This is a genomic window from Aequorivita sublithincola DSM 14238, from assembly GCF_000265385.1.
Lineage (GTDB): Bacteria > Bacteroidota > Bacteroidia > Flavobacteriales > Flavobacteriaceae > Aequorivita > Aequorivita sublithincola.
The window spans coordinates 1,665,945-1,691,744 of sequence record NC_018013.1 but is presented as its reverse complement, the minus strand read 5'-3'; the positions used below and the strand labels follow the sequence as shown (position 1 = coordinate 1,691,744).

Annotated in this window: 27 protein-coding genes; 7 read left to right on the top strand and 20 right to left on the bottom strand. The window is 36.0% G+C overall.

Translation table 11 applies throughout. From position 1 onward, the window contains the following. Positions 1-10: 10 nt before the first annotated feature. The 7 genes from AEQSU_RS07845 to AEQSU_RS07815 all read right to left on the bottom strand — a co-directional run bounded on the left by AEQSU_RS07845 (position 11) and on the right by AEQSU_RS07815 (position 6,911). Positions 11-1,393, bottom strand: a complete 1,383-nt coding sequence (locus tag AEQSU_RS07845) for a di-heme oxidoreductase family protein (RefSeq protein ID WP_014782327.1) — start codon at positions 1,391-1,393, stop codon at positions 11-13. Between the two features lie 56 nt (positions 1,394-1,449). After that, positions 1,450-2,532, bottom strand: coding sequence for an imelysin family protein (locus tag AEQSU_RS07840; protein WP_014782326.1), 1,083 nt, complete (start codon positions 2,530-2,532; stop codon positions 1,450-1,452). A gap of 33 nt (positions 2,533-2,565) precedes the next feature. Beyond that, positions 2,566-3,909 carry a porin gene (locus tag AEQSU_RS07835; protein ID WP_014782325.1) on the bottom strand — a complete coding sequence of 448 codons (1,344 nt, stop codon included), beginning with the start codon at positions 3,907-3,909 and terminating at the stop codon, positions 2,566-2,568. 89 nt (positions 3,910-3,998) lie between these two features. After that, positions 3,999-4,328 carry a 2Fe-2S iron-sulfur cluster-binding protein gene (locus tag AEQSU_RS07830; RefSeq protein ID WP_014782324.1) on the bottom strand — a complete coding sequence of 110 codons (330 nt, stop codon included), beginning with the start codon at positions 4,326-4,328 and terminating at the stop codon, positions 3,999-4,001. A 78-nt stretch (positions 4,329-4,406) separates the two neighbouring features. Further along, positions 4,407-5,459, bottom strand: a complete 1,053-nt coding sequence (locus AEQSU_RS07825; protein WP_014782323.1) for an NAD(P)/FAD-dependent oxidoreductase — start codon at positions 5,457-5,459, stop codon at positions 4,407-4,409. Between the two features lie 71 nt (positions 5,460-5,530). After that, positions 5,531-5,770 (bottom strand): NifU family protein, encoded by a 240-nt coding sequence (locus AEQSU_RS07820; protein WP_014782322.1) that lies wholly within the window; start codon positions 5,768-5,770, stop codon positions 5,531-5,533. 1 nt (position 5,771) lies between these two features. After that, positions 5,772-6,911 carry an Mrp/NBP35 family ATP-binding protein gene (locus AEQSU_RS07815; protein ID WP_014782321.1) on the bottom strand — a complete coding sequence of 380 codons (1,140 nt, stop codon included), beginning with the start codon at positions 6,909-6,911 and terminating at the stop codon, positions 5,772-5,774. 193 nt (positions 6,912-7,104) lie between these two features. Between AEQSU_RS07815 and AEQSU_RS07810 the strand changes: the two genes are divergently transcribed. Further along, positions 7,105-8,469, top strand: a complete 1,365-nt coding sequence (locus tag AEQSU_RS07810) for a Fic family protein (RefSeq protein ID WP_014782320.1) — start codon at positions 7,105-7,107, stop codon at positions 8,467-8,469. A gap of 11 nt (positions 8,470-8,480) precedes the next feature. On the opposite strand, the gene AEQSU_RS07805 is transcribed toward AEQSU_RS07810, so the two are convergent. Genes AEQSU_RS07805 through trmB form a run of 3 tightly spaced genes read right to left on the bottom strand, consistent with a single transcriptional unit; the run spans position 8,481 to position 10,146 of the window. After that, complete coding sequence (locus AEQSU_RS07805; RefSeq protein WP_014782319.1) at positions 8,481-8,804, bottom strand: MGMT family protein; 324 nt, start codon at positions 8,802-8,804, stop codon at positions 8,481-8,483. A 2-nt stretch (positions 8,805-8,806) separates the two neighbouring features. Then, positions 8,807-9,433: a LysE family translocator gene (locus AEQSU_RS07800; RefSeq protein WP_014782318.1), complete on the bottom strand. Its 627-nt coding sequence runs from the start codon at positions 9,431-9,433 to the stop codon at positions 8,807-8,809. Positions 9,434-9,471: 38 nt separating this feature from the next. Then, positions 9,472-10,146 (bottom strand): tRNA (guanosine(46)-N7)-methyltransferase TrmB, encoded by a 675-nt coding sequence (trmB, locus tag AEQSU_RS07795; protein WP_014782317.1) that lies wholly within the window; start codon positions 10,144-10,146, stop codon positions 9,472-9,474. A 134-nt stretch (positions 10,147-10,280) separates the two neighbouring features. Between trmB and AEQSU_RS07790 the strand changes: the two genes are divergently transcribed. Then, complete coding sequence (locus tag AEQSU_RS07790) at positions 10,281-11,348, top strand: glycosyltransferase (protein ID WP_014782316.1); 1,068 nt, start codon at positions 10,281-10,283, stop codon at positions 11,346-11,348. On the opposite strand, the gene AEQSU_RS07785 is transcribed toward AEQSU_RS07790, so the two are convergent. Together AEQSU_RS07785 and AEQSU_RS07780 are read right to left on the bottom strand one after the other, a co-directional pair. Further along, a complete protein-coding gene (locus AEQSU_RS07785) occupies positions 11,322-12,359 on the bottom strand; it encodes a sensor histidine kinase (protein ID WP_014782315.1) in 1,038 nt (345 codons plus the stop codon). The two genes, AEQSU_RS07790 and AEQSU_RS07785, sit on opposite strands and share 27 nt — an antisense overlap. Before the next feature lie 143 nt (positions 12,360-12,502). Continuing rightward, a complete protein-coding gene (locus AEQSU_RS07780; protein ID WP_014782314.1) occupies positions 12,503-13,183 on the bottom strand; it encodes a response regulator transcription factor in 681 nt (226 codons plus the stop codon). Positions 13,184-13,407: 224 nt separating this feature from the next. Between AEQSU_RS07780 and AEQSU_RS16160 the strand changes: the two genes are divergently transcribed. Continuing rightward, a complete protein-coding gene (locus tag AEQSU_RS16160) occupies positions 13,408-14,382 on the top strand; it encodes a T9SS type A sorting domain-containing protein (protein WP_014782313.1) in 975 nt (324 codons plus the stop codon). Positions 14,383-14,472: 90 nt separating this feature from the next. Continuing rightward, positions 14,473-15,447 (top strand): LuxE/PaaK family acyltransferase, encoded by a 975-nt coding sequence (locus tag AEQSU_RS07770; RefSeq protein ID WP_014782312.1) that lies wholly within the window; start codon positions 14,473-14,475, stop codon positions 15,445-15,447. A gap of 168 nt (positions 15,448-15,615) precedes the next feature. Here AEQSU_RS07770 and tyrS read toward each other — a convergent pair whose 3' ends face one another. After that, positions 15,616-16,914, bottom strand: a complete 1,299-nt coding sequence (gene tyrS / locus AEQSU_RS07765; RefSeq protein ID WP_014782311.1) for a tyrosine--tRNA ligase — start codon at positions 16,912-16,914, stop codon at positions 15,616-15,618. 160 nt (positions 16,915-17,074) lie between these two features. Here tyrS and AEQSU_RS07760 point away from each other — a divergent pair, with 160 nt between their 5' ends. Further along, positions 17,075-18,085, top strand: coding sequence for an NAD-dependent epimerase/dehydratase family protein (locus tag AEQSU_RS07760; RefSeq protein WP_014782310.1), 1,011 nt, complete (start codon positions 17,075-17,077; stop codon positions 18,083-18,085). On the opposite strand, the gene AEQSU_RS07755 is transcribed toward AEQSU_RS07760, so the two are convergent. The 3 genes from AEQSU_RS07755 to AEQSU_RS07745 form a co-directional block, all read right to left on the bottom strand. Next, positions 18,077-18,508, bottom strand: a complete 432-nt coding sequence (locus AEQSU_RS07755; protein ID WP_014782309.1) for a DUF4296 domain-containing protein — start codon at positions 18,506-18,508, stop codon at positions 18,077-18,079. The two genes, AEQSU_RS07760 and AEQSU_RS07755, sit on opposite strands and share 9 nt — an antisense overlap. Before the next feature lie 88 nt (positions 18,509-18,596). Beyond that, positions 18,597-19,937, bottom strand: a complete 1,341-nt coding sequence (locus tag AEQSU_RS07750) for a dihydroorotase (protein ID WP_014782308.1) — start codon at positions 19,935-19,937, stop codon at positions 18,597-18,599. A 71-nt stretch (positions 19,938-20,008) separates the two neighbouring features. After that, a complete protein-coding gene (locus tag AEQSU_RS07745) occupies positions 20,009-20,758 on the bottom strand; it encodes a polyprenol monophosphomannose synthase (protein ID WP_014782307.1) in 750 nt (249 codons plus the stop codon). A 114-nt stretch (positions 20,759-20,872) separates the two neighbouring features. On the opposite strand from AEQSU_RS07745, the gene AEQSU_RS07740 reads away from it, so the two are divergent. Together AEQSU_RS07740 and AEQSU_RS07735 are read left to right on the top strand one after the other, a co-directional pair. Continuing rightward, on the top strand, positions 20,873-21,526 hold the full coding sequence (locus AEQSU_RS07740) for a DUF4271 domain-containing protein (RefSeq protein WP_014782306.1): 654 nt from the start codon (positions 20,873-20,875) through the stop codon (positions 21,524-21,526). A gap of 32 nt (positions 21,527-21,558) precedes the next feature. After that, positions 21,559-22,308 carry a uroporphyrinogen-III synthase gene (locus AEQSU_RS07735; protein ID WP_014782305.1) on the top strand — a complete coding sequence of 250 codons (750 nt, stop codon included), beginning with the start codon at positions 21,559-21,561 and terminating at the stop codon, positions 22,306-22,308. A gap of 278 nt (positions 22,309-22,586) precedes the next feature. On the opposite strand, the gene nadD is transcribed toward AEQSU_RS07735, so the two are convergent. From nadD to AEQSU_RS07715, 4 genes are all read right to left on the bottom strand, one after another. Further along, positions 22,587-23,171 carry a nicotinate (nicotinamide) nucleotide adenylyltransferase gene (gene nadD / locus AEQSU_RS07730; protein ID WP_014782304.1) on the bottom strand — a complete coding sequence of 195 codons (585 nt, stop codon included), beginning with the start codon at positions 23,169-23,171 and terminating at the stop codon, positions 22,587-22,589. A gap of 108 nt (positions 23,172-23,279) precedes the next feature. Continuing rightward, positions 23,280-23,852 (bottom strand): guanylate kinase, encoded by a 573-nt coding sequence (gene gmk / locus AEQSU_RS07725; protein ID WP_014782303.1) that lies wholly within the window; start codon positions 23,850-23,852, stop codon positions 23,280-23,282. Next, positions 23,853-24,710, bottom strand: coding sequence for a YicC/YloC family endoribonuclease (locus AEQSU_RS07720; protein ID WP_014782302.1), 858 nt, complete (start codon positions 24,708-24,710; stop codon positions 23,853-23,855). 80 nt (positions 24,711-24,790) lie between these two features. Then, positions 24,791-25,747, bottom strand: a complete 957-nt coding sequence (locus AEQSU_RS07715; RefSeq protein WP_014782301.1) for a YheT family hydrolase — start codon at positions 25,745-25,747, stop codon at positions 24,791-24,793. Positions 25,748-25,800 lie beyond the last annotated feature (53 nt).

Genomic DNA, 25,800 nt, shown 5'->3' with positions numbered 1-25,800 from the left:
TCGAAAGTAATTACAATGAATTTATAAACTTCAGCAAATCTGTTCTTTCAGAAGTAGAAAGATTCTTGAACTTATTTTTTGCATTTTCTGCTTCTCCACCGTGCCATAAAATAGCTTCGGTAATATTTTTAGCCCTTCCATCGTGAAGAAAATCGGTGTGGCCATTAACAACTTTTGTCAATCCAATTCCCCATAGTGGTTTGGTTCTCCATTCTTTTCCATCCGCAAGAAAATCAGAGCGGTTGTCTGCTAAGCCATCGCCCATATCGTGTAAAAGCATATCACTGTATGGATAGAAAGTTTGGTTAGCAACTTCGGCAACTGAAAAATCTCCAGAAATCATTTTAGGAATGTGGCATTTAGCACATTGAATTTGATCAAAAAGTGCAGATCCTCGTTGTACGCTTTCATCATCTAAATTTCTGGGCGCAGGTACAGCTAAGGTTTGGCAGTAAAACGTTATTTCGTCCAATAATGCTTGCGTAATCTCGGCGTCATCGTTAAGTCCGTCGTCTCCGTTGGTTTGTCCGTAGCCGGTTTCAAAAGGAAAAACAGGGTTTGTTACGCCCATATCGCCAACATAAGCGCCAGCACATTGCTCCATTACGGTTGCCGTGTTTGCTTTCCAACCAAAACGGCCTAATTGAACTTGTCCAGAAACATTGTCGAAAACGTAATTTGCTTTACCTGAAATTCCATCACCATCAGCATCGTTTATATCTTCATTATTCAAAATATAATATTCTGGAATCGCTTCTAATAAACCAAGTCCAAAAACGGGTGATGCCAAACGTGGAGAAAGCTGCGCTTCTGCAGGAAAAGGAATGTACGTATCTGTTAAGGAGTAGGTTGGCTTCTGAAGCGATACTTGTGTGCCATCTGCCAAAGTTTCAACGATTGGCGTGTAAACAACATTAAATTTAGCTTCTGGTTCAAAACCAAAAATAGCTTGATTTTGTATTTGTTCACCAAAACCCGGAACGTGAATTGGCGCGTTATAATTGCCAACGCCAGGTAAACTTGTTCTTAAAAAGAAACCACTTAAACTATTAATATCTGAAGGAAAAGCACTGCGGCCGTCTTTAGGGTGACAACCTACACAAGAAGAATTGTTGAAAATAGGCCCAACACCATTATTCACGGGAGCTGGAGCGGTTACAAAAACGGTTTCAAACTGAAAATCACCATCCAAATGAAAGGCCAATTTGGAGCCAGAAAGATTGGCGGCTGGTGAACTGAAAGCATTACTTGAGGTTAAAAAAATCGTAGTTTCCCCACCTGCCATTAAACGTTCTTGTAAGTTTGGCAAAGGTTCATATTCAGGATCTGTATCCTTGGCGCAGGACGCAAATAGGAAAACGAAAGATAATAATCCAATGTAAGAAAGCTTCATTTCAAAAAAATATTAAACGGGCTTTCAGAGATCCAGAAGCCCGTTATGATTATTTGCTAATTCAACGTTGAAATAAAAGGTACAAGTTGTGACTGTAACATATTTAAAAGAGCAAGTACTTTTGTTTGTGCAAATTCCACTTCCGCGCGATTTTCAAAAATAGCTTCTGTGAAAGTTCCAGGAATAGCTTCAATTGCAGCAACGGCTTCAGTTATAGCCGATTTTATTTCTGTATCAAGCGTGGTATTTTTAGCGTTAACAATATCACTCAATCCTTTACCCTGAACACCATTAAAGTCTCCAAAATAAATATGTTCTATACTGCGAATGTTGTTCGCAAAATCCAGTTTTGAATTATTGCTAAAACGTGATTCTTCAGCTTCAGGTCTTGGTCCGCCGTTGTTTCCGTTTAAAGGTTCTTCAATTTTACCGTTTGCAACTTCATCTGCTATAATCATAATTCCTTCTGCAATCTCTGAAAGTGCATTGACTTTTGAAGTATAAACAGATCCGTTTTCACCAGCATTTATAAAGTTTCCAGCAAAATTACCGTTTGAAGGCAACCATCCAAAATACAGCTGTTCTGTTTTTGAATGTAAATCTGAAGCTGCTGCTTTTATGTATTCAATCTCGCGAGTTGTAAGTTGAGCAGCAGTTTTGTCGCCGTTTAAGCCCCAGAAGAAATATTCCAAAGTATGAAAACCACGAGCTTCATTGTTGCTTTCTAGCAATGCTTGCGTTATTGGGTTACCACTGTTTAATACATTGTTGATGGCATTCACATCTACTGGCCAAGAATCTATTGCAGGATCAATTCCTTGTGTATCTACAGGACCGTAAAGAAAGCCTTCAGATTCTTCCCAAGGGGCACGTGTGTCTTGCCATTTGCTTTTTGCATTTTCCAAAGCAGCTTCATCGCCAACTGTCATTGCGTTAGCAGCTTGTTCCAAGGCACCTGAGTTGGTGTAAAGTTCGTTATAGGTTTCTGTGATAACATTTAAAGAAAGATTCGTTAGCACATCTTTGTAAAGTACATCATTGTTTTGTTGCGTTTCCTCTGGCGGATCATTGTCGCTACAACTCGTGAAACCAAAAGCTACTATTGTTGCTAAAGTGAAAACTAAAAGTGATTTTTTCATGTTAATTTATTTATTGATTTAGTTTGAAAGGTTTTAAAATACAAAGCCAATACCAGCTGAAAATGTTTTTTCGTGCTGCTTCTCACCTGTAAACTGAAGGGATGAAGGATTATAATTTTCTGAGCCCAACTTTCGGTCAGAATAATGTGCTTTAACGACTATTTGTGGATGTACAAACCAGTTTAAACCGCCAGTAATTGCACTTCGTTGCCAACGTGGATTTTTCACAATTGCACCTTCAACATCCTGCATAGTATCATAATAATCATAGCGAAGAAAAGGATAAAGCATTTGTTTTGAATTGTCAATAAGCAACGGTAAAATGTTGTAACCTGCTTCTACGGAAACGCCTAAAGCATTCTTACCAACGGGAGTTCTCTTAACTCCCAAATTGTTTGAAAGGTTTGCATTTTTTTGAGAAACAATGTCTGAATTTTCAAGATTACCGTATAAAGCAACAGCGCTGAAGCGAAGGTTTTTTTCGTTATAACTTACGTGACCTTCAACCATAGTTACATACGCACTTTGGCTCATATCATTTTTTGGGCGGTTTGCGGAGGCGTCATTTATATATCCGGCTACACCTATAAAAGTGTCGTCGTGTGTGCCGAAATGGTAATCTAATGTTCCTGCAAAAGCAAAGGATTCTGCGTTGGACATTTCAAAACGTTGCTGATAGCCGTTCTTTATCCAGCCACGTGAAGAAAAACCAGAAGCGTCCAAACCACTAACTATATATGCTCTATAGGAAAAGTTTTTGGCGAAATTACCGTAGAACGATATACCGTTTTCGTACCAACCTAATGGGAGAATTTCATTTTCCATTTCAGGACGATAGGATGTAAAATAGGATGTCGGCTCGTCCAACTTTTGGCTAAGACCAAAATATACTTTCATCCGTCCTGCACGAATATTGAAATAAGGCGCAATCTTAAAATCTACATATAATTGCTCCAATTTTACGGAACCTCCTTTTTCAATTTCTTGATCAAACTCACCAAATTCTTCCTGTGTATCGTAACCAATGGAAGCACCGGTTCCGCCGTGTTCAAATTCAATTTCAGATTTTAAACTTATTTTTTCTGAAAACGAATAACCTAAGTATAAGTTTAGGCGTTCCACATCTATTTTATTTTTTAATGTGGGATCGGTATCAAAATCGAAATTATAATAGTTAACGGCGCCATAGCCTTTTAGACTGAAATTTTTAAAGCTGAAAACGGGTGCTTTCTGAAGACTGGAATCTGCTTTTAGCTCTTCTCTTAATTCCTGCTTTATTTCTTTCTTTAACTGTGTGACTGAAACGGAGTCCAAGACAGTTTGCGAGAATATACTTCCGCCAATCATTAGCGTTAGTAACAATAATAATCCCTTCATTAGGTAAATTTAGAATGCAAAACTAATCTTATTTAGACTTAATACAAATAAAATTAAAAGTTTTTTTGAAGAAATTTTCAAGAAAAAGTTTAAACTTCGGGAGCTAGTTCTACTTCAAGACCGTGAAGTTCTTCTTTTATAAAAATCTGGCAACTAAGACGGCTGTTATCTTTCACATTAAAAGCTTCAGCGAGCATTAAATCTTCATCGTAACTCATTTCGGGAAGTTCGTGGTCGCTCAAAATGTAGCATTGACAAGAAGCACACATAGCCATTCCGCCGCAGATACCGATGGTTCCTTCTGGAGCCAATTCATAAGAACGGACGAGTTCCATCACATTCATATTCATATCTGTAGGCGCATCAACTTGATGTTTTACGCCTTGGCGGTCTGTGATTGTTATTTTGATGTCTTTCATAAAAAGTCGACGAGTCGATAAGTTTAAAAGTTTAGAAGATCTAACAGGTTTTAAAAACCTGTTAGATCTATCAGAATGCTAATCAATAGATTTCACAACAGCTTTTGGCGCTTCCTTCTTGCTGCCATCAAAACCTTCCACGCCGCCAACGGTTGTATATTTCATAACATAACGTTTGTCTGGAAAAATACGTTGATAAGCACTTTGGCACATTAAGGTAGCTTCGTGAAAACCGCAGAGAATCAATTTAAGTTTTCCGGGATAGGTGTTAACATCACCAATTGCGTAAATACCTGGAATGTTGGTTTGATAGTCCAACGCATTATTAACTTTGATTGCGTTTTTTTCAATCTCAAGTCCCCAATCTGCAATTGGACCAAGTTTTGGAGCCAATCCGAACAGCGGAATAAAATGATCACATTCTCGGTTAAATACCTCAGCGCCTTGTTTTATAACCACTTCTTCCAATTTATCATTCCCAACTAAGCCAACAACTTCAGCAGGAGTTATCAATTCAATCTTTCCAAGATTTTTTAGCTCTTGTACTTTTTCAACACTATCTAAAGCGCCGCGGAATTCATTTCTTCTATGAATTAAAGTGACACTTTTAGCTACATCTGTCAAGAAAATGCTCCAATCCAAAGCAGAATCGCCACCTCCAGAAATAACAACGTTTTTATCTCTGTATAATTCTGGATCACGAATAATATATTCCACACCTTTATCTTCAAAATCTGAAAGACGGTCTATAGGTGGTTTTCGAGGCTCAAAACTACCTAAGCCTCCTGCAATTGCAACAATTGGGGCGTGGTGTTTGGTACCTTTATCTGTAGTTACGATAAATGATCCATCGTCTAATTTTTCAATAGTATCAGCGCGTTCGCCAAGCGTGAAACCTGGCTGGAAAGGTTCAATTTGTTTCATCAAATTGGTTACCAAATCGCCAGCAAGTACTTCTGGGAAACCGGGAATATCGTAGATTGGTTTTTTAGGATATATTTCAGAACACTGTCCGCCAGGTTGCGGAAGCGCGTCAATTAAATGACATTTTAATTTTAATAATCCTGCTTCAAAAACGGCGAAAAGACCTGTGGGACCCGCGCCTATTATGAGAATATCTGTTTTTATCATGAAAGAAGCTCTCTTAATTTTAATTCAAAATTAGTTGTGTTTTTCTTAAAAATGAACAACGATTGTCATTACTATGAAACGCTAACAACTTTTTCAATTTGTGGAGCGTACTTTTTAATAGTCATTTCCACTCCGCTTTTAAGGGTCATTTGGTTTACGGAACAGCCCACACAAGCACCTTGCAACTGAACGTTCACTACTTTTCCATCTTCAATGGAAACAAGTGAAATATCTCCTCCGTCATTCTGCAAAAAGGGACGAATTTCATCCAATGCTTCCTCTATTTTCGTTGTAAGTTCTTCCGTTGTCATATTATTTTTTTACGGCGCTGCAACCTGCCATTGTTGTAATTTTTATTGCTTCTGTAGGCGGAAGATTTTCGTTTCTGCGAACGGTTTCTTCTACTACATTTCTGGTAATTGCTTCAAAAGCTTCCTCAGTTTGGGTTGCTGTTTGTAATGCTGCTGGTCTTCCTGCATCTCCTGCTTCCCTAATGCTTTGCACAAGTGGAACTTCTCCTAAAAATGGCACATCCAAATCTTCAGCTAAATGTTTTGCACCTTCTTTTCCAAAGATATAGTATTTATTTTCAGGAAGTTCTGCCGGAGTGAAATAGGCCATATTTTCAATAATTCCCAAAACGGGAACATCTATATTTTCTTGTCTAAACATTGCAACACCTTTACGAGCATCTGCCAAAGCAACATTTTGAGGCGTACTTACCACTACCGCGCCAGTAATTGGCAACGATTGCATGATGCTTAGATGAATATCACCAGTTCCAGGTGGAAGGTCTATTAACATAAAGTCCAATTCGCCCCAATCTGCATCAAAAATTAATTGATTTAAAGCTTTTGCAGCCATTGGTCCACGCCAAATAACGGCTTGATCTGGCTGCGTGAAAAAGCCAATGGAAAGTATTTTTATTCCGTAGTTTTCTACAGGTTTCATTTTGCTTTTACCGCCAATGTTCACCGAAAGCGGTTTTTCCATAGCAACGTCAAACATAATCGGGATTGAAGGACCGTAAATATCCGCGTCCAGAATACCAACTTTGAAACCCATTTTGGAAAGTGTAACTGCCAAGTTTGCAGTTACCGTTGATTTTCCAACGCCTCCTTTTCCAGAAGCTACAGCAACTATATTCTGAATTCCAGGAATTGGTTTTCCTTTAATTAAGTTTGGGTTTTGAGGTTTTACAGGCGCTTCTATTTTTATATTTACTTGTACTTTGGCATTGGCATCCACTTTTTCGTGAATGGTTTTAATAATATCTGCCTCAGCGCGTTTTTTTATGTGAAGTGCTGGCGTGAAAAGTTTAATATCCACGATTATTTCATCTGCAAAAGTCATTACATTCTGCACAGCACCACTCGCTACCATATTTTTCCCTTCGCCAGCAACCGTAATAGTTTCTAAGGCCTTTAGGATATCTTGTTTTGAAATGCTCATTGTATATTTGTGATATTTAGATTCATTCTAAAGTGCAAATATACTAAAATAAGTTGGCAGTATTCAGTGGCAGTTGGTAGTAAGTTTGATTGAAATTATTTCCTATTATTTACAAATTTTGGGAAAATTAGGAAATAATAGAAAATGACGTATATTTGTAAATAATTGTAAATTTTTTCAAAATTAGGAAATAATGATTGAAGAGGCACCCGTAATTAAGTTATCTGCAAATATAAAAAATGAACTTTTCAAAATAATTCTTTCAGACAGAATACAGCTTTTTTCAGATACCGCAAAAAAGATTGAAAAGGATTATTTGTATTGGGATAAAATAAAATATTTAAAGGATGAAAAAATTCATTTGTTCAAAACAGATATAAAAGATGAAGAGCTTTTATGGTTTATAACAAAAATGAGACGAGAAGTTACCTCAAAAAACGATTATCTATTTAGTGATTTATTGGCGGAAGATATTTTTGAAATTGAATATCGTTATAACATAAATGAATTTTTACAGCAAAAACTTCACTATTTAGACTTCAACTTCGGCGCAGGAATTCAAAAAAAAGAACTGTTAGACGAACTTGACAAACAAAAATACTTGACAAACGCTTTAATGGAAGAATCCATCTTCTCTTCCAAAATTGAAGGAGCAAGCACTACTCGCGTGAAAGCGAAAGAAATGCTTCGGAAAAACAAGACTCCAAAAAACAAAAGCGAGCAGATGATTCTGAATAATTATGAAACCATTCAGTATATCAGCGAACACAAAGAGGAAGAAATTTCTTTAGAAAAATTGTTTGAAATCCATCACTTGGTTACCAAAAAAACATTATACGAAAAGCAGGTCGGTGTGTTTAGGGACAATGATGAAATTTTTGTAATGAATGATTTAACTGGAGAAATTGTTCATACACCTCCACCATTCAAAGAATTGGACGACTTGATGAAATCTTTCTGCGAATTTTTCAACAACAATCCAAAAGAAAATTTTATTCACCCAATTGTAAAAGCAAGTATCCTTCATTTTTTGATAGGTTACATTCACCCATTTGTGGATGGAAACGGAAGAACTGCAAGAGCTTTGTTTTATTGGTATCTTTTAAAGAATGGTTATTGGTTAACTGAATATCTCTCAATTTCACGAGTAATAATGAAAAGCAAAACCCAATACGAAAATGCCTATTTATATACCGAAATTGATGATATGGATGTAACCTATTTTATTCATTATCAAGTAAAAGTATTAACCCAAGCATTTGAGGATTTAAAGGAATATGTAGCCAAAAAGAAAAAAGAAGTACAGAATCTGGCTCAATTTTACAAAGAGCCAAGCATCAATGAACGACAGGCACAAATACTTTTTTGGGTAAATGAAAACAGCACTAGAAATTTTACAGTAAAAGAAATAGAAAACGTCTTTTCAGTGACCAATCAAACCGCACGAACAGATTTGGAGAGTCTAGTTGAAAAAAATATTCTGAAAAAAATAAAAATCAATCAAAAAACTGCAAATTATTGGAAAGGAGATTCATTTGATATAAAGTTTGGAAAATAAAAAACTACAAATTACAATTCCTTCATAGGATCCCAAAAATGCTTTTCAAAATTTTGAATTTTGTTATCAACCACTTCAATACCTTCACTTTCCAAAAGTTGCTGCATCAAGTTTGTGCCTTGAAAATGGTGCTTTCCAGTTAGCAATCCATTTCGGTTTACAACTCGCTGTGCGGGAACATCTGCTTTATTGCTTCCGTTTAATGCCCAACCGACCATTCTAGCACTTCCTGTTGCTCCTAAATAATTGGCAATTGCACCATAGGAAGTTACCCTTCCGTAGGGTATAAGTTTTGCGGTTTCGTAAACTCTTTCAAAAAAACCCTTTTCGGCCATTTTTAAATTTCTTTTATGATTTTTAAAAATGTGATTACAGAAATAATAGCGGTAATTATGCCAATCACATAATTCATATTTAGACTCAATTTTCGTGAATGCTCCTTTGGTCTAAAAAACTGAACGTACAAAGCCAAGGTCGCAAAAGTGCCAATTCCAGAAGCAATAACAGCTACCAAAAGTTCTAATTGCGAAAAAGAAAACATTTCAAAAGTCGAAAAAGTAATGCTGACATAAATCCAATACGGAATTGGGAGCAGGTTTAAAACTGCAATAAACATTCCCATAAAGAAACGATTTCTCTTTGAATTTTCATTATGATCACGCATTTCTCTACGTGTGTCTTTTGCAATAAAAATGAAGTAAATAGTAAGACTTATAAAGATGCCCAAAGCCACTTTTTGAAGCAGGCTAACTACTTCAGGGTGCTTTCCTATATATCCTGCCAAAAGAAGCGCAACATATGTTTGAAGCATCACGGTAATACAAACACCAACCGAAAAAAGGAAAGCTCTTTTTCGGCCTTCCTTCATACTTATTTTGGCGGCGTACATATTTATTAGCCCTGGAGGAAGCACTCCAATAAATGACCCAAACAAACCTATAAGAAAATTGTATAAAAATGTCATTTAGGATGGTTGTTTTTGTGAATATACTAAATATCTAGTTAACGGAATTTAAACCGAATATAGGTTATTTTTTTTCCTATTTCAAGATATTGGTTTTCATAAAAAGTTTGAATATTTGTTACGGCTTCAGGCGCACCTTGGCTACCGTAAACATCGTGGTGAGCATATTCAATAATTTCATCCCGACCGTGAAGCAAACCAAGGGTGTAGCCGTGCATAAATTCACTATCAGTTTTAAGATGAACTACGCCATCAGGTTTTAGAATTTTTTTGTACTTCTGAAGAAAATCTTCGTTGGTTAAACGATGTTTAGTACGTTTGAACTTTATTTGTGGATCGGGAAAGGTAATCCAAATTTCATCTACTTCGTTTTCGTCGAAAAGTTGGTCCACGAGTTCTATTTGAGTTCGCAGAAAACCTACGTTTTGCAGCTCTTCTTCTAACCCAATTTTTGCGCCACGCCATAAACGTGCACCTTTAATGTCTATTCCTAAAAAATTCTTTTCAGGATATGCTTTTGCAAGATTTACAGAATATTCGCCTTTGCCACATCCCAATTCCAAAACTAAGGGATTATCATTTTTGAAGAATTCTTTTTTCCAATTTCCCTTAAGTTTTAATGCGTCGTTCTGTACTTCCTCACGCGAAGGTTGCACTACGTTTGTAAATGTGTCATTTTCTCTAAAGCGTCTTAGTTTGTTTTTGCTTCCCACAATATTAATTCAAGGTTTAAGGTTCAATATTCAAAGTTCGAGGTTGAAAAATAAAATCACTTTCCAATTTTCGATTTCAATTTGTAAAATTAAGGAAATATCCCACCGCCACAATTATTGCTACCTTTGTTTTTATGCTGAAAAAGAAAACGATCTTAGTCGCTCCTCTGCATTGGGGTTTGGGTCACGCCACGCGTTGTATTCCAATAATTAAAGCATTGTTGGAGCATAACTATGATGTTTTATTAGCTTCAGACGGACCCGCACTTTTACTTCTTCAAAAGGAATTTCCAGAATTGGAATCCTTAGAATTGCCTTCCTACAACATTACATATCCTAAAGACGGAAAATATTTTAAATGGAAAATGTTGCTGAAATTACCAAGAATTCAACAAACGATTTCCGCCGAAAAATGCATTGTAAAACAACTTTTTGCAGCAGAAAAAATAGACGGAATTATTAGCGATAACCGTTTTGGGATTCGAAATTCAAAAATACCTTGCGTTTTTATTACACATCAATTGCATGTTCTTTCTGGAAGTACTTCTTATTTCAGCAGTAAAATTCATCAGAAAATCATTAAAAAATTTGATGTTTGTTGGGTGCCAGATACGGATGACGTGGTGATGAATTTAAGTGGAAAACTTGGACATTTAAATCACGAACCCTTTCCTGTAAAATACATCGGAGTTTTAAGCCGAATGAAAAAAAAGGAGATTCCAAAAACCATAGATATTTTGGCATTAATTTCTGGTCCAGAACCGCAACGAACAATTTTTGAAGAGAAGTTGAAAGCCACGTTAAAAAAGAGTGAAAAGAAAGTTTTAATAGTTCGCGGAATTGTTGAAGGAGAACAAAAATGGCAAAATTTTGAAAACATAAAAACGATAAACTTCTTGTTGAGCGATGAACTTGAAGACACCATAAACAAAAGTAAAGTTGTTATTTCTCGTTCTGGCTACACCACGATTATGGACTTGACAATGCTAGAAAAGCAAGCGTTTTTCATCCCAACACCCGGACAATACGAACAAGAATATCTAGCAAAACGCCTAAAAAATCTTGGAATTGTTCCTTCCTGCAAGCAGGACAAATTCAAATTAAAAAAACTAGAAAAAATTGTAGTTTACAAAGGGTTGAAAAGCTTATCGCAAAAACCTGTAGATTTCAACGAATTATTTTCCATTTTCGAGGGTGAATGAAAACTCAGAACCAATACCGAACTGGCTTTCCACATATATTTTTTCGTTATGCGCTTCCACGATATGCTTAACTATAGAAAGTCCCAAACCACTACCACCTTCTTTTCGGGAACCGCTTTTGTCCACACGGTAAAAACGTTCAAAAATTCGCGGCATGTTTTCTTTTAGTATTCCTTCGCCATTATCGGTAACGCGGACTAGCACTTTACTCTTTACAATGTTTTCAATGCTTACTTCGGTTGTTCCGTCTTGCTTTCCGTATTTCAGAGAGTTTACGATAAGGTTTGTCAGCACTTGCTCAATTCGCTCTCGATCTGCGTTTACAACTATTTCTTCGGTATATTCTTTATCAAAGACTAGGGAGATATTTTTTTTAGCAGCTTTCATTTCCAGCAAATCAAAGATACTTTGAACCAAGGCAATAATGTTGAAATATTCCTTGTTAAGCACCAAGCCACCAACTTCTAGCTTTGAAATCATATCTAATTCCTTCACTATATATATGAGTCGTTCCACCCCCTTATTTGCTCTTCGTAAATATTCTTTCCGAACGGTTTTATCTTTCATTGCGCCATCCAACAAAGTCAAAACATAACTTTGTACCGTAAACAGAGGGGTTTTCAATTCGTGTGAAATATTTCCCATAAATTCTTTTCGGTAGTTTTCACGAACATTTAGAGTTTCAATTTCAAGTTTTTTGACGTTTACATAATTTTCAACTTCGCGAGTTAATACTTCCATATCCGTGGTTACGGAAGGTTTTGGAAAGTCTTTTTCGTTTAAAATACGAACATCTTTGTATATTTTTTTTATTCGGAAGTAAATAAATTTTTCTACCCGATATTGAAGGATAAAAAACGAAAGTAGAAATAAAACCAAAAACAGCAAAAGAAACCAAGCAGAAACCGTTTCAACCAAAAAATACAAAAATATAGCCATTGCCAATGTTGAAAACAATGCAATCCACAGTGATGTGAAGGCGGCGAAATTATATTTTTTAGAGAATTTCATACTTTTAAAAATGACTTAAGACGATAGGACTTATGATGTAGGACTGAAAAATTATAACTGAAAGCTTGATTGTAAAATGCCCTATGTCTTACGTCTTTCAATCTTAAGTCGCTGTTTATTACTTAAAACGGAAATTGCTTTTCTCAAACCACAAATTTATATCCAACACCTTTAACGGTTTTGAATTTATCATCACCAATCTTTTCGCGAAGTTTCCTGATGTGGACATCAATAGTTCTTCCGCCAACAATCACGTCATTACCCCAAATACTATCCAAAATATCTTCGCGTTTAAAAACTTTTCCAGGTTTTGATGCAAGTAATGATAAAAGTTCAAATTCTTTGCGTGGCAAAACCATTTCTTCCCTACCAAGAATGATTTTATATTCTTCGCGATTTATAGTTAGATTTCCGAGTTTTATTTTTTCATCTTCCTTTTCTTCTTTAAACCTTCGCAATAACGCTTTCACTTTGCTAACAAGCACTTTCGGCTTGATTGGCTTGGTTATATAATCATCCGCTCCTGCTTCAAAACCTGCCATTTGCGAAAAATCTTCGCCGCGTGCTGATAAAAAAGTAATGACAGTTTCGGAAAGTTCTGGAATGCTTCGGATCTTTTCGCAAGCTTCAATACCATCCATTTTTGGCATCATTACGTCCATAATAATGAGTTGCGGTTTTACTTTTTTGGCTTGGGCTATAGCTTCTATACCGTTTTCCGCAGTTTCAATATGGTAGCCTTCAGAAGAAAGATTGTAGCGAATTATTTCCAAAATATCCGGCTCATCATCTACCAATAAAATTTTAATATCCTTTTTTTTCATATAAAAATGAATCATTTTTAACATTTCAAAGATACTATTATTTACCCTGCCTAAAGTTTAGCACGCTTATTGTTAACCTTGGCATAACGATTTAATAACACCAATTGACAATCACAGAAAGTTGAAGCGTTATGTTTTCGTTAAAAATATATGGAAGATTAAAATCCTTCTTTTTAAAAACCAAACATTTATATATCTTTGTACTCAATTTTAAATAATTACTGATGAAAAAAATTACTTTATTTACGGCTCTTTTAGTAGGTGCCGTTTCTTTTGCACAAATTGCAGGAACCAGTTTTGAAGAGCCAGAGGCGCTTTCAGGAAAATATACCGATACTGGCGATGCAAATGTTGCGCACGATTTAATTAATAATTCTGGCCAACCTCTTGTTGATTTTATTTCTACTGGCGGTGAATTAGGCTTTAATGCTACTTACACTCCTTATGACACTCCAGATGTTGGATTGACTGATGGTGATTTTGTTGGCGTTACAAGCTTTACACCTTCTCCAACAGTTCTATTTACAGATGGTGCTAAAGGGTATCAAATGAATGATATAGATGGAAATATGATTGTAGAATTTGACCAAGTTGATTTAACACTCTCCAATTCTGGTGCAATATCTTTGGATTTTCTTTTATCTATTAATGACACTCCTGCCAACGGAAATTACGAAGGCGACGGGACAGTTAACAGTTCAGGTTCAGACAGATTGCGTATTTATGTAAGAGATATTACCAACAGTACTGAAATTGATCTTTTCAACTCAACTGGAATGGATCTTGATGATCTTGTTCCATTTGATTCTGGAAGTGGAGAATACCAACTACAATGGCAAAATGCATCAGCATCACTTCCAGGTAGTCTAGTGCAACTTGTAATTGAAGGAAGAACTAATGCAAGTGCAGAATCTTTTTGGTTTGATAATATTGTCTTTGATGCTACTATTGGTGTAAGCGATTTTTCTAAAGATCAGTTTGCTGTTTATCCAAACCCAGCGACTAAAGGTTATGTGAACATCACTTCAAAGGTGAGCGGTGCTAAAAACATTTCGATTTTTGATGTTCTTGGAAAGCAAGTTATAAAAACTACTTTAAATTCTGATAGATTAGACATTTCAGCTTTAAACAGTGGTGTTTACATCTTGAAAATAGAACAAGGAAAAACTTCAACTACCAAAAAATTAGTTGTTAAGTAATCCGTTATAAAATTTATTTTTAAAGCTCCTGTTTCTGCAGGAGCTTTTTTATTTACCTATTTTTGAAGTGAAATTTCGTTGTTGAAAAATATGCTGGAAAAGGAAATTTTTGATATTAATACTTCCGAAGATTTTGAACGGCTTGCATTGAAGGTATTCCACTTTCAATATGAAAACGTTCCTATTTATCGAACTTTCTGCGAACTTTTAAATACGAAACCTTCCGAAGTAAAATCCATTGAAAGCATTCCGTTCTTACCAATTCAGTTTTTCAAAAGCCATGAAATAATCGCTGAAAATCGCGCTAAAGAAACCATCTTTACAAGCAGCGGCACAACTGGAAGTATTACCAGTAAACATTTTGTAGCAAGTTTGGAGTTATATGAAAAGAGCTTCCTAAAAGCCTTTGAACGTCAATATGGCAATCCATCAAGCTTTACTTTTTTAGCACTACTTCCATCCTATTTGGAGCGCGAAGGCTCTTCCTTAATTTATATGGTTGAAAAGCTGATTGAAAAAAGCAATAATCCCAACAGTGGCTTCTATTTAAATGAAATGGACGCTCTGATTGAAAAGCTAGAATCTTTAGAAAAAAGCGGTCAAAAAACCATACTAATTGGTGTTTCTTATGCTTTGCTTGATTTAATTGAAATGAAAAGTTTTCAACTAAAAAATACAATAGTGATGGAAACTGGTGGAATGAAAGGCCGCAGAAAGGAAATGATAAAAGAGGAACTTCACGAAATTTTGAAAAATGGTTTTGGAGTTCAGAAAATTCATAGCGAATATGGAATGACAGAACTGCTCTCACAAGCTTATTCCATTGGTGACGGAATTTTTTCCTGTCCACCGTGGATGAAAATTTTAACGCGTGACCCAGAAGATGCGCTTTCTTATACTTTCGAAAAAACTGGCGGCATAAACGTGATTGACTTAGCGAACTTATATTCCTGTTCCTTCATTGCAACTCAAGACCTAGGAAAAACCTTTAATGACGGCACTTTTGAAGTTTTAGGTAGATTTGATTCCAGCGACGTCCGCGGTTGCAATTTGATGGTTTTATGATGAAACATTTAACATAGTCTCGAGAAACTTAGCGTAAGTTCTTGATGAATGTTCCGACCAAAGTATTGTGAGAAAGTGATGACTTTTCATAATTTGGTTGGTTAGTTAATCCGAAAATCCCCGTGCAAATTTTGCCGGGGATTTTTTATAAGATTAAGCTATCAACTACTAAACCATCTTAATAATAAAATAATTCTTCTTACCACGTTGCAAAAGAACGAATTGCCCATTTATCAAATCACTTTCAGAAATACTAAAATCATCAGCAACTTTTTCCTTGTTTACCGAAATTGAATTTTCCTTCAAAGCGCGGCGTGCTTCGCCATTCGACTTTAAGAAGCCTGTTTTTTCAGCTAATGCGGCTATAATATCAACGCCGTCTTTTATTTCTTCTTTTGAAATTTCCGTTTGTGGCACACCGTCAAAAACATCGAGAAATGTTTTTTCATTCAGCATTTTTAAATCTCCGGAAGTGGAATTTCCGAATAATATTTCTGAAGCTTTTACAGCGTTTTCAAACTCTTCAGCACTGTGAACGGTTGTCGTAACTTCCTGCGCTAATCGTTTTTGAAGCAATCTTAAATGCGGTGCTTCTTTATGTTCAGCAACTGTATTTTCAATAGTTTCTTTATCGAGAAAGGTGAAAATCTTGATGTATTTTTCTGCATCATCATCGCTCGTATTCAACCAATATTGGTAAAATTTGTAGGGTGAAGTTCTGTTCGCATCAAGCCATACATTTCCTCCTTCGCTTTTTCCAAACTTGCTACCATCGCTTTTTGTGATTAGCGGACAAGTTAACGCATATCCTTTTCCAGCATCAACTCTTCTTATCAGTTCGGTTCCCGTAGTAATATTTCCCCATTGATCGCTGCCACCCATTTGCAGGGTACAGTTCATATTTCTATATAAATGAAGAAAGTCGTAGCCTTGAATTAGCTGATAGGTAAACTCCGTAAACGAAAGTCCGTCCGCGCTTTCGCCACTCAAACGGGTCTTCACGGAATCCTTCGCCATCATATAGTTTACGGTGATGTGCTTGCCTACGTTTCTAATAAAATCCAAAAACGAAAACTCCTTCATCCAATCATAATTATTGACCAAAACCGCTTGATTCTCAGCTCCCGAAGAAAAATCCAAAAACTGTGAAAGTTGGTTTTTTACACATTCTTGGTTATGACGCAGAGCTTCTTCATCAAGCAAATTTCGTTCTGCACTTTTTCCTGAAGGATCGCCAATCATTCCCGTGGCGCCACCTACCAAAGCATAGGGTTTATGACCACACCGCTGAAAGAAAGATAGAATCATGATAGGCACCAAATTACCAATATGCAATGAGTCTGCGGTTGGGTCAAAACCCACATAAGCAGAACGCATGGCTTCCATAAGATGTTCCTCGGTTTCGGGCATAACGTCATGTATCATGCCGCGCCATTGTAGTTCTTCAACGAAATTTTTCAGTTCCATTTTATAAATTTTGTGCAAAGATAGGGTTCTCAATTAAAGATTCAAGGTTCAATCCCGAGAATTCGGGACAGAATTCAAGTTTGAAGCTGGGTTCATTTTTCGGTTTGAGTTTCGTCTCGATAGCTATAGGGATCAATTACAAAAGCAGTATTTTCGCACTATGATTTTAGTAACTGGCGGCACAGGTTTGGTGGGTTCTCACCTTTTGTATTTTCTTTTGAAGAAAAACGAGCGGGTTCGGGCAATTCAAAGGAAAAATAGTGAACTAAATTCCGTTAAAAAAGTATTTGCGCTTTATACTTCTGAAGTGGATTCGCTTTTCAACAAAATTGAGTGGGTTGAAGCCAACATCACAGATATTCCAGCACTTACGCTCGCTTTTGAAAACATCACAAAAGTTTATCATTGCGCTGCTTTTATAACCTTCCATCCTTCAAAATATAGAGTTCTCAAAAAAGTGAATGAGGAAGGCACTGCAAATATTGTGAATCTCTGTCTTGCTAATTCTATTGAAAAATTATGTTATGTAAGTTCTGTAGCAACATTAGGAAGCAGCTTAAAAAGTAAATTAATTTCTGAAAAAACCGATTGGAATCCAGACGAGAAAAATAGTGTGTATGCCATCACAAAGTATGGAGCAGAAATGGAGGTTTGGCGTGGCACACAGGAAGGTTTAGATGCTGTGATCGTGAATCCTGGCGTTATTCTGGGAACTTCTCCAGATGGTGGTGGGAGCAATGTAATTATTTCTTTGGGCGCAAGCGGCATTCCTTTTTATCCTTCGGGAGCAATGGGTATTGTTGATGTTCAAGATGTGGTAAAAGCAATGATTTTATTGATGGAATCCGAAACAAAAAACCAGCAATTCATATTGGTGGGAGAAAATGTGACTTACAAAGAGTTGCTTTCTGAACTGGCTAAATTATTCAGAAAAAAACCGCCAAAAAAGAAACTTTCAAAAAGCGTTATGATTTTTCTAAGCGGAATAGATTGGTTGTCTAACAAACTTTTCGGCACCAAAAGAAAAATTATAAAAGCTACGGTTAGATCTATGTTTACCACATCGTTATACGATGCTTCCAAAATAAAAAACGAGCTTGGATTTCAGTTTATTTCAACAGAAAAAACATTGGAAAGAGTTGTAAAGGAAAGCGGAAAAGGATCAAATTAAACTGTCTTTTACCGGATCTGGAGTTTTTATGGGTCGTTTCAATAGGTCATTAACACTATCTTTTCGGTCGCGTTTCATTTCCCAAATACTGTCCATGTCTTTCCCCATTTTTGTAAGTCTAGCTTCAACTTCCTGAACAATTTCCATATATGTATTTACATCAGCCGCATAAAACGAATTGCTTTGTACGAATTGCAAACTATCTATTCCAAAATTTTTATAGACCATGGAATCCATTTTTATTCCTTTTGTAATAATAGAATTATTATCCACACTACGGGCGGCATTATCCAAATACGTTTCCGTCAGAATATCGACCATTTTATCCTTAGCAATAAGATTTTTGGGCTTTTCAGGATAATTTACATCCTGACAACCAAAAAGAACTAAAGCGAATAATATAAAAATAATCGATTGTTTCATTTGTCTATACTATTCGTTTTTTAAAGGACATTTGGAACATCCAATTAGTGATCTAGTCGTGTGTTTAAAATTAATCACGAATGTTTCATTATCTATTAAAGGTAAGTCTTTCTGCCTTGCCCTTGTTGGGAAATTTTGAGTTCTCATAAACTATCACGCCGTTTACCAAAGTATGTGTAACTCGTGATTTGAAAATTGTTCCTTCAAAAGGTGACCAGCCACATTTATAGAGTAAATTTTCTTTTTTAACGCTCCAAGGCGAATTGATATCTACTAAAACCAAGTCCGCTTTGTAGCCTTCACGAATGTAACCACGATCTTTTATTTGAAATAAAATTGCAGGATTGTGCGCAGTCTTTTCAACAATTTTTTCGATGGAAATTTTTCCTTTGTGATACATTTCTAAAAGCGCCACCAAAGCGTGCTGCACCAACGGTCCGCCTGAAGGAGCGTTTAGATATTTATTGTTTTTTTCTTCCAAGGTATGTGGTGCGTGGTCTGAAGCAATCACGTCAATTCTGTCATCGAGCAATGCTTTTAACAATCCGTCTCTGTCTTTCTCAGTTTTAACGGCTGGATTCCATTTTATTTTGGTGCCTTTGGTCTTATAGTCTTCATCCGTAAACCATAAATGGTGAATACAAACTTCGGCAGTGATTTTCTTCTCGGCTAACGGTTTTTTATTGCTGAAAAGATGCGTTTCTTTTTCTGTGGAAAGGTGAAAAACGTGAAGTCTGGCTCCCGTTTTTTCAGCAAGTTTAATTGCTCTTGAAGAAGAAATATAACAAGCTTCCTCACTGCGAATTTTTGGGTGAAGTTCAATAGGAATATCTTCGCCGTATTCTGCTTTGTATTTTTCTAGATTCTTTTTGATAGTGCCTTCATCTTCGCAATGCGCCGAAATAAGCAACTTAGTTTTGCTGAAAATTTCTTCCAATATTTTTGGATCATCTACCAACATATTTCCAGTTGAAGAACCTAAAAACAATTTTAAACCCGCGACTTTTAGAGGATCCACTTTTAAAATTTCATCCAGATTATCATTTGTTCCACCAAACATGAAAGAATAATTTGCCCACGAAGTTTTTGCGGCAATTTCAAATTTTTCTTCAAGCAACTCAATAGTCGTAGCCTGGGGAACTGTGTTTGGCATTTCAATGAAAGAAGTAATTCCGCCAGCTACCGCAGCTTTCGATTCAGTTTCAATGGTTGCTTTGTGCGTCAATCCTGGCTCGCGGAAATGTACTTGGTCATCAATCATTCCAGGCAATAGATAGCTTCCGTCAGCATCTATAACTTTTGTTTCGGCAGATTTCATGCTGATAGATTCAGAAATTTCGGCAATGCGACCGTCTTGAACAAGCACGTCGCCTTTAAAAATTACTCCTTCATTTACAATATTCGCATTCTTAATTAAAACTGCTTTCATTTGACGTTACTATTCTTTTTTTTAATGGATAAATGGAACATCTTTCTTCAATATTCCACTGAATATTAAATTTAATAAAAAGATGTTTCATTAAACCTTTTACTGTTAAATACACTTTTAAATTTCATTGCAATCACTCCAAATATAGCTTCGGAAATAATACCCGAACTCATTTTGGATTCTCCTTTGGTGCGGTCCGTAAAAATAACGGGCACTTCTTTTATCTTGAATTTGCTGATGTGCGCCTTAAACTTCATCTCAATTTGAAAAGCGTAGCCCACAAAACGAATGTTATCTAGGTTTATTTTCTGCAGCACGCTTCTTTTGTAACAAATAAATCCGGCGGTGGTATCATAAATATCCATTCCCATTACAAAACGAACGTATTTTGAAGCCAACCAAGATAGCAAAACCCTGCTCATGGGCCAGTTTACAACATTCACGCCCTTCACATATCGTGACCCAATTGCCAGATCATTTCCTTCTTTATGACACGCATTGAATAACCGAATTAAATCATTTGGGTTGTGCGAAAAATCGGCGTCCATTTCAAAAATGTACTCGTATTCGTTTTCTAAAGCCCATTTGAAACCTGCGATATAAGCAGAACCCAAACCTGTTTTTTCAGGACGTTTTAGTATAAATAATTTACCTGGATAATTATTGAAATTTGCCTCAACCGCTTGTGCAGTGCCATCTGGGGAATTGTCATCCACAACCAAAACGTGAAAATCACGTTGCAAAGAAAAAACAGTGCGCAGCAGACGCTCTATGTTTTCAATTTCATTGTAAGTTGGCACCACCACCACTGCCTTAATCATACTGCAATTTTGCGCAAATGTACCTTTTTTTGAACAAACAAATGTGAAGGAAAATCTAATTGATACCGTAAACATGAAATAAATTTTGCTGTACCTTTACGCAAAAATTTAAAGGTGGATTTCAGCGAAAGACTTATAAATTCAACCGATTGGGCTACATATTTGCTTGTGGGCTGCTTCGTTCTTTACGCGCTTTCCAAATATTATTATCCCAAACGGTTTCACGAATTTTCATTGCTTCCAATTACCAATCAGTACTTTTTCGTTCACGGCAAAAATGACGAATTGAACCATCCGTTCAATATGATGCTCTTCGTTGCGCAGCTAATTTGTGTTTCGGTTTTTGTTTTTTTGGTTTTTGAAGTCTTCAATCCAATGGAAGTTCAAAAAAATGAATGGTTATTTCTTCAAATTTTTACTGGTTACGGAATATTTATTTTAATGAAGTTTTCTTTGGAAAAAATTATAGCTAATATCTTCTCTTTGGACGAGATTATCAATAATTATCTCTACCAAAAATTAAGTTATCGTAATTTTCTTGGTATAATCTTTTTTATTGGCAATCTTTTTTTTCTTTTTATATACCCGCCAACTACTGTCTCACTAGTAGTTTTTGCTGGTTTTGCTCTTGCTTTGAATACTATTGCATTGTTATACAGCTATAAGAAAAATGGAAATTTGATATTCCGTAATTTCTTCTATTTTATTTTGTATCTTTGCGCACTTGAAATTGCCCCCTATATTATACTCTATAAAACGTTGTTTTAAGTGATTATCATTATAAATAAACAGGAGAATTTATGAAAGTGAAAACTATTTTAGTATCCCAACCCGAGCCTAAAATTGAAAACTCGCCTTATTTCGATTTAATCGAAAAACAAAAAGTGAAAATAGACTTTCGTCCCTTTATACATGTTGAAGGTGTGTCAGGCAAAGATGTTCGATCTCAAAAAGTTGACCTTACAAAATATTCCGCCATTATTCTTACCAGCAGAAACTCTGTGGATCATTATTTCCGCATTGCTGAAGAACTTCGTTTTAAGGTACCAGACACTATGAAATATTTTTGTTTGAGTGAAGCTGTTGCTTACTATCTTCAAAAATACGTGGTTTACAGAAAAAGAAAGATATATGTTGGGAAAAGAACATTTCCTGAACTTGCGCCCCTTATAAAAAAATATAAAAACGAAAAATTCCTACTTCCCACTTCAGATAAGTTAAAAGAGGATATTCCAGCAGTTCTTAATGAATTAAAGGTAGATTGGAAAGAAGCCACTTTTTACAAGACGGTAATTAGTGACCTTTCGGACCTTCGGGATGTTTATTATGACATTCTAGTGTTTTTCAGTCCAAGCGGAATTGAATCTCTGTTTGAAAACTTTCCAGATTTTGACCAAAAAGATACTTGTATAGCCGTTTTTGGAAACACCACGGTTAAGGCCGCCCAAGATCAAGGTCTGCGGGTAGATATACAAGCGCCCACCCCAGAAACTCCTTCTATGACGATGGCTTTGGAGAAGTACATTAAAGAAGTAAACAACAAAAAATAAGCTAGATTGATTGCAAAAAATAAAAGGACTGTCTGAGAAGACGGTCTTTTTTTATGCCTTTAATTTTGTCCCCAAACAGGAAATCTTCATTTTTATGAAACCTTGAGAATATTTAACATGACCTTAATACTAGTCACGCAATGATTTAAAATCTTCTGACGTTATTGCTGTTGATTGTTGAGATGAAATTTCAAATCAATATGAAAAGTGTTTCAATAGTTATGGTTGGTTATTTAGTTGAGGCCGCCCCCTAAGTGTTAATTGGTGGGGCGGCTTTTTTATTTGTAGAAGTTCATTTCATCTAAATATTTCCAAACTTCCGAAGAAAGCATTGGCTTTATATTTTTTCCAGACTTTATTCCATTCCGGATAAAAGTTGAAGAAAGCTCTATAATTGGTGCATCAACCTTTTTAATTTTTTTATGATTGTTAAATTGCGTTTCAACAGTTCCTTCGGAAATTCTTGGATAAACATAGATTGAATAGCGCTCTAGAATCACTTCATAATTTTTCCACTTCTGAAAACTTTTGAGATTGTCCTCACCCATAATCAAGCAGAAATTTTTTTCTGAATATTTTTCTTCCAAATAAGCCAAAGTATTCACCGTATAATTGGGCTGCGGAAGATCAAACTCTACGTTGCTGGCGTGTAATTTCGGGTAATCTTCAACGGCTATTCGAACCATTGTTAAGCGGTGATGGTCTTCTAAAAGTGTCTTTTTAATTTTATGCGGATTGTGCGGCGTTACCACAAACCAAACCTCATCTAAATCGCTGAACTCTGCTAAATGGTTGGCAATAATCAAATGCCCAACATGAATTGGGTTGAAAGTACCGAAATAGAGTCCTATTTTTTTCGTCATTATTTTAATTTGCGCCGTAGAGTCGCACGGAGGTGCGTCTATACATTCATAAGGATCAATTCATCACATTCTGAGACGCACGTCCGTGCGTCTGTACGTTGTGTGATTCTAATTTTTTATAAATCTCTCCACCAAATCATGTGCTTCGTTTAAGGCGGTTTCCAAATCGTGATTCTTTATGATGTAATCAAACTGTGGCGCTGTGGCAAGTTCTACAGAAGCTTTGGCAATACGCATATTTATACGCTCGTCGCTTTCGGTTTTGCGTTTTTTCAGTCTAATTTTTAGCTCGTCAATGCTTGGAGGTTTAACAAAAACAGATAAAGTTTTATCTGGATATTTCTTTTTAATTCGAAGTCCGCCAACAACATCAATATCAAAAATTACATTTTTTTTGTGGCTCCAGATTCTTTCAACTTCACTTTTTAAAGTACCGTAAAAATTGTCGCGATATACTTCTTCCCACTCCAAAAAGTCATCGTTTTTGATGTGTTGTTTAAATTCTTTTAATGAAATGAAATAGTAATTTTCCCCGTGCTTTTCGTCACCTCGAGCTTCCCGCGAAGTACATGAAACCGAAAACTCCAAATTGAGATCTTCCTGTTTCAACAAATGTTGCACTATGGTGGTTTTTCCACTTCCAGAAGGTGCTGAAAACACTATCAATTTTCCTCCTTCCATCTATAAAACGTTTAGCGCTTGCTCTTTAATTTTTTCTAGCTCGTCCTTCATTTGCACCACCACTTGCTGCATTGGTGCATAGTTTGCTTTACTACCAATGGTATTGATTTCACGTCCTATTTCCTGCGTAATGAAACCCAATTTTTTTCCGTTGGAATCGTTGGATTTCAAAGTTTCTTCAAAGTATTCCAAATGGTTTTTTAAACGTACTTTTTCTTCGGTGATGTCGTATTTTTCTAGGTAATAAATCAATTCCTGCTCAAAACGATTTTCATCCACTTTTTCCTTTAAATCTGAAACTGCTTTGCGCAGTCTTTCTTTAACTCCGTCAATCCTTTCGGGATCTAAAGCAATTACGTCTTCAAGTAATTTTGCGATGGTTTTGGTACGATCTAAAAAATCATTTCCCAAGACCAAACCTTCGTCAGTTCTGTATTTGTTAATTGCTTCTAAGGCTTTGTCCACTCCTTTTAAAATGGTTTCATATTCCTTTTCATCAATCTCTTCGCGCTCCGTTTTTAAAGCATCGGGCATCCGCACGGCCATTTTTAAAAGCTCTACAGGATCCCCATCAACCACTTTTGCTAACTGTTTTATGTATTGTTTTACAGCGATTTCATTCAACTGCGTTGAAACTTCTTCGCCAGTAACTTCAATGTAAAGTGAAAAGTCTATTTTTCCTCTTTGCAATGATTTCGCAAGCAAATCGCGAATTTCGAGCTCCTTTTCACGGTAAGCTGAAGGAACGCGCGTGTTCAGATCAAGGCCTTTGCTGTTTAATGATTTAACTTCTATAGAAATGGTTTTGGAAGGCAATTGAACTACTTCTTTGCCGTATCCGGTCATGGATTGAATCATATTCCTGATTTTTTGAAGCGCAAAGGTAAGGAAATAGTTTTTTTGTGGGTAGTGGGCAGTAGGTATTATGAATAGTTGTCTTATTCGTTCAAAAATTCCAAAGTTCGCGATTCACTATAGTACAATTTATTGGTTTGATGAAAACCAACATGGCCGCCATATTTTGGAATTTCAAGCTGAAGATTTTTCATTGTTGAAGCCAATTCCTTTGGATAGCATTCCGAAGAAAGAAAGCTATCATTTGCAGCATTCAAGATATAAACTGGAATTTGAATATTTGGAATAAATTGCAAGCTACTATTCTTTTTATAATAGTCAAAAGCATCTTTAAAACCGTGAGCTGGCGCGGTATAAACATGATCAAACTGCAAAAGAGAAGTAATCTTTTTATAATCTGAAACCGTCATCCTTTCAGGGAAATCCTTCATTTTCGCTTTGTATTTTTTCCGAAGATTTATTAGAAAAGAAGTTTGATAAATCCAATTTGAAAATTCATTCAAAGATTCCAAAGAACCCTTCAAACTTAAGGGTGTAGAAATAGCGACCGCTTTCTTTATTTGCTTCGGAAAAGACTCGCGTTCGCCTAAATATTTCAAAAGCAAGTTTCCGCCGAGACTAAAACCAACCAAGGCAATTTCATTATATTTATCTTTTTTCAGAATAAAATCTACAACCGCTTCCAAATCATCAGTTTTGCCTGCGTTATAAGATTGAAAGGAAAGATTTTTCTCCCCACTGCAACCACGAAAGTTTACCGCTGCAACATCCCAACCGTTTTCGATTAAAACTTTGGTTTGCCCTCTAATATAGGTTCGTTGTGCGTTTCCTTCCAAACCGTGAAGCAGGATTGTAACTTTTTTTGAAGGATTTTTGGAAAAAGAAAAATCAATATCCATAAAATCGCCATCAGCCAATTGCAAACGTTCCCGCAGCTGAATCAATTTTGGTGAAGGCCGAAATTTCGCAGAATAGATAGTTGAAAAATGTCCGTTTTTAAAAGGAAATTTGGGTTTATAATTACTTTTTATAAGGGTCATTCTCTAAAGAAGTTTTAACAGAAACTAAACATATTTACTATGCTTGCATAACA